This window comes from Mesorhizobium sp. M7A.F.Ca.AU.001.01.1.1 (assembly GCF_004022735.1).
In the GTDB taxonomy this organism is placed as follows: Bacteria; Pseudomonadota; Alphaproteobacteria; order Rhizobiales; family Rhizobiaceae; genus Mesorhizobium; species Mesorhizobium ciceri.
In genome coordinates this window covers 1-2773 of sequence record NZ_RZPF01000790.1, presented here as the reverse complement: position 1 = coordinate 2773, position 2773 = coordinate 1, and the positions used below count along the sequence as shown (strand labels likewise).

Sequence of the window (2773 nt, the reverse complement as noted above, 5' to 3'; positions counted from 1 at the left end):
GGCTGCGTGCTGGCCACCGGCAACCGGGCGAGTTCTATGCGCTCGGCAGCGATGCGGTCGGCGCTGAAGTTTTTCGACAGCAGCGCCAGCGGCGACCAGTCGACGGCCACCTTGCGCGCCACCAGCCAGGCACCCTCGCGATCCTCCAGCACGACATGGTCGACGCTGAGGGCTCCCGACCAGATGCCGTCTATGCCGCTGACCGTGATCTTGCGGTCGTCGGTCGATGCCAGCCGCGAAATGATGCCGGCGAGATTGTCGCGGCCGCGCTCGGTCTTGGTTAGCACCACCAGCGCGCCGATCGCTCCCGCAATCACGATCAGCAGGGTGTAGAGAACAATGCGGAGGATGCGCCAGACTGTTTTCATCGCTCAGAATGCCTGTCCGATGCCGGCATAGATGCCGAAATGCGGATCGCCCGGATCGCGGTTGAGCGGCACGGCCGCGTCGATGCGCAGCGGCCCGAACGGCGTGACATAGCGCAGGCCGACGCCGGCGCCGACCTTGACATCGGAGAAATCGGGAACCGATTTGGTCGACACGGTGCCGGCATCGACGAACGGCACGATGCCGATCGTGTCGGTGATGGCGATGCGCATCTCGACCGAGGTTTCGAAGAAGGACAGGCCGCCGATCGGCTGGCCGGTGAAATCCTTCGGACCGATGCCCTGATAGGCGTAGCCGCGCACCGAACCGCCGCCGCCGGAATAGAAGCGCCGGTCGGCCGGCACATTCTGAAGCCCGGTGCCCACGATCGAACCGATGGCGACACGTTCGGCCAGCACGAACTTGGAAGCCGAATCCAGCGACTGATAGGCCGACCCTTCGCCCCTCAGCTTCAGGAAGGCCGCACCATTCAAAATGTCGTAGCTCGGCTCGGCATAGGCCAGCACCCGAAAGCCGCTGGTCGGGTTCAGGCGGTTGTCCCTGTTGTCGTAGACATATTGCAGCGGAATGCTGGCGATCAGGTATTTGTGCTTGCCGAAAGCGTCGTGGATGCGGGAATAGTCGAGCGCCACCTCGGCGGAAACCGTCTGCTTCTTGGTCAGTTCGTAGGACAGTCCGGTGCTGCCCTTGATCGAGAAATGGTCATAGGCATCAGGATGTTCGAGCACCGTCTTGACGCTGGCGAAGAACTTCGATGCCGGTCCGATCACACCGGGTTTCTCGAACATGATGCCGGCATTGTAGTTGAGTTCGCCGAGATCGTTGCTGCCGATGCCGCTGATCTTGCCATCGATGCGCAGCTTCTCGGCCCGGCCGAACAAATTGCGGTGGCCCCAATAGCCCTCAAGGCCCAGCCCCTCGGTGTTGGAAAAAGTGCCGCCGACGCCGAAATAGCGTGGCTTGCGCTCGCTGACCTGGACGCCGATCGGAATGTTGCCGTCGGCATCGAGCGTGTCGGCTTCCTTGAACGTCACGCTGTTGAAGACCTCGAGCGCCAGCAACCGGTCGCGCGCATCGTCGATCTCTTGCGGCGAGTATTGCCGGCCGCGCTTGAGGCCGGTCATGTATTCGGTGAAGTCGCGGTCGACCTTCTCGGTGCCTTCCACGGTGGTCGGGCCATAGCCGGCGACCGGTCCGGCGGCGACCGTCAGCGTCACGTCGAGCGTCGAGGTGGCATGGTCGGCGACGATCTGGCGGTCCGTCACCTCTGCCAGCGGCCTGCCTTGCTCCTTCAGCGTCCGCACGATCAGCGCCTCGGCCTTGAGCACTGCGCCGGATCCGGCGTCGCCGCCTGATATCAGGCCATAATCGGCGCTCATCAGTCCTGCCGCGTCGCCTTGCAGCCTGATATTGCCCAAGGTGAATTTCGGCCCGGTAGCAATGTCGATCGCCACGGGAACCGGCTGCGGACCCTTGAATTCGGCATCCGGCGGCAAATCGTCGAGCGGCTTGCCGTCGATGGTGACGGTGACGACGCCTTCGTAGCGGGCATCGGCATAGAGCGCGGCGACAAGCTGTTCGCGGTCGCTGCGCGCCTTGGCCATCAGCCCGAGCGAGCCTGAAACCGGACGCTCCTCGTCGCTCTTCAGCGCCGAGGCATTTTCGAGCTTCTTGACCAGGTTCTTGTCGGCATCGGGGGCATTGATGGTCACGGCGTAGCGCAGCGGATCGACGATGTCGGCATCCTCGTCGCTGGACGATCCCCACAGCTTGATGCCGAAAAGCTCGAAAGCGGCCGCCGGGGACGATTCGGCGACGAGCACGGTCGAGCACATCATGGCCAGCAGCAGGGCGCGCGGAAGCGCACGCCCTGGCGCGCGACCTCCTGACATCTGCTCTTCATGCGCCGGCATTAAGACAACCTAGGTTACAAAACTAAAATTGGAATGAAGTTCTGAAGCGCTCGTAAAGGGGCCACAATCCAATTGTCTGAAATAGGACGGGCTTGGAATTCACACCTTTTGCGTCGCCGCAAGAAAGCGTGATCCCCTGTCCTATGGAGGTACTACCGGTCATCGACCGGAAAGGAAACCGTTGGCAGGCGGAACCCTGCCGCGTCCTTGTGTTGACAAGCCTGACTGAAGCTTGATCATGCCCGGACGTCAGCTGTGTCTGGAGGGGTGTTATGGCAATGCGCGCGGCTCGTGGTCTTTCGATTCTGATTCTCCTGTTTTTTGCCTGGGCCAATGTCCTGGCCTGGAGCAGCGTCTCGCAGGCGGCCGAGGCCCGGCGTATCGCGACAACGGACAATTCCGATTATTTCGGTTTTGATCTCAGGTCCGACCAGAATGTGACAATCGACCAGTGCAAGACGACATGCCTGGGA

The 2773-nt window shown here is 62.2% G+C and carries 3 protein-coding genes; 1 reads left to right on the top strand and 2 read right to left on the bottom strand.

Annotated elements, in window-relative coordinates; all coding sequences use genetic code 11:
• Window positions 1–368 (bottom strand): hypothetical protein (locus EN884_RS31870; protein WP_164892664.1); only part of this gene is annotated, 368 nt, incomplete at its 3' end.
• A 3-nt stretch (window positions 369–371) separates the two neighbouring features.
• On the bottom strand, window positions 372–2300 hold the full coding sequence (locus EN884_RS31865) for an autotransporter assembly complex family protein (protein ID WP_063168512.1): 1929 nt from the start codon (window positions 2298–2300) through the stop codon (window positions 372–374).
• A 272-nt stretch (window positions 2301–2572) separates the two neighbouring features.
• Here EN884_RS31865 and EN884_RS39130 point away from each other — a divergent pair.
• A partial coding sequence (locus EN884_RS39130) for a hypothetical protein (RefSeq protein ID WP_206617688.1) occupies window positions 2573–2773 on the top strand: 201 nt, incomplete at its 3' end.

What these genes read in the sequence shown, in the direction of transcription:
- EN884_RS31865 (WP_063168512.1), bottom strand. Translation starts at nt 2,300, where the DNA reads ATGCCGGCGCATGAAGAGCAGATGTCAGGAGGTCGCGCGCCAGGGCGT.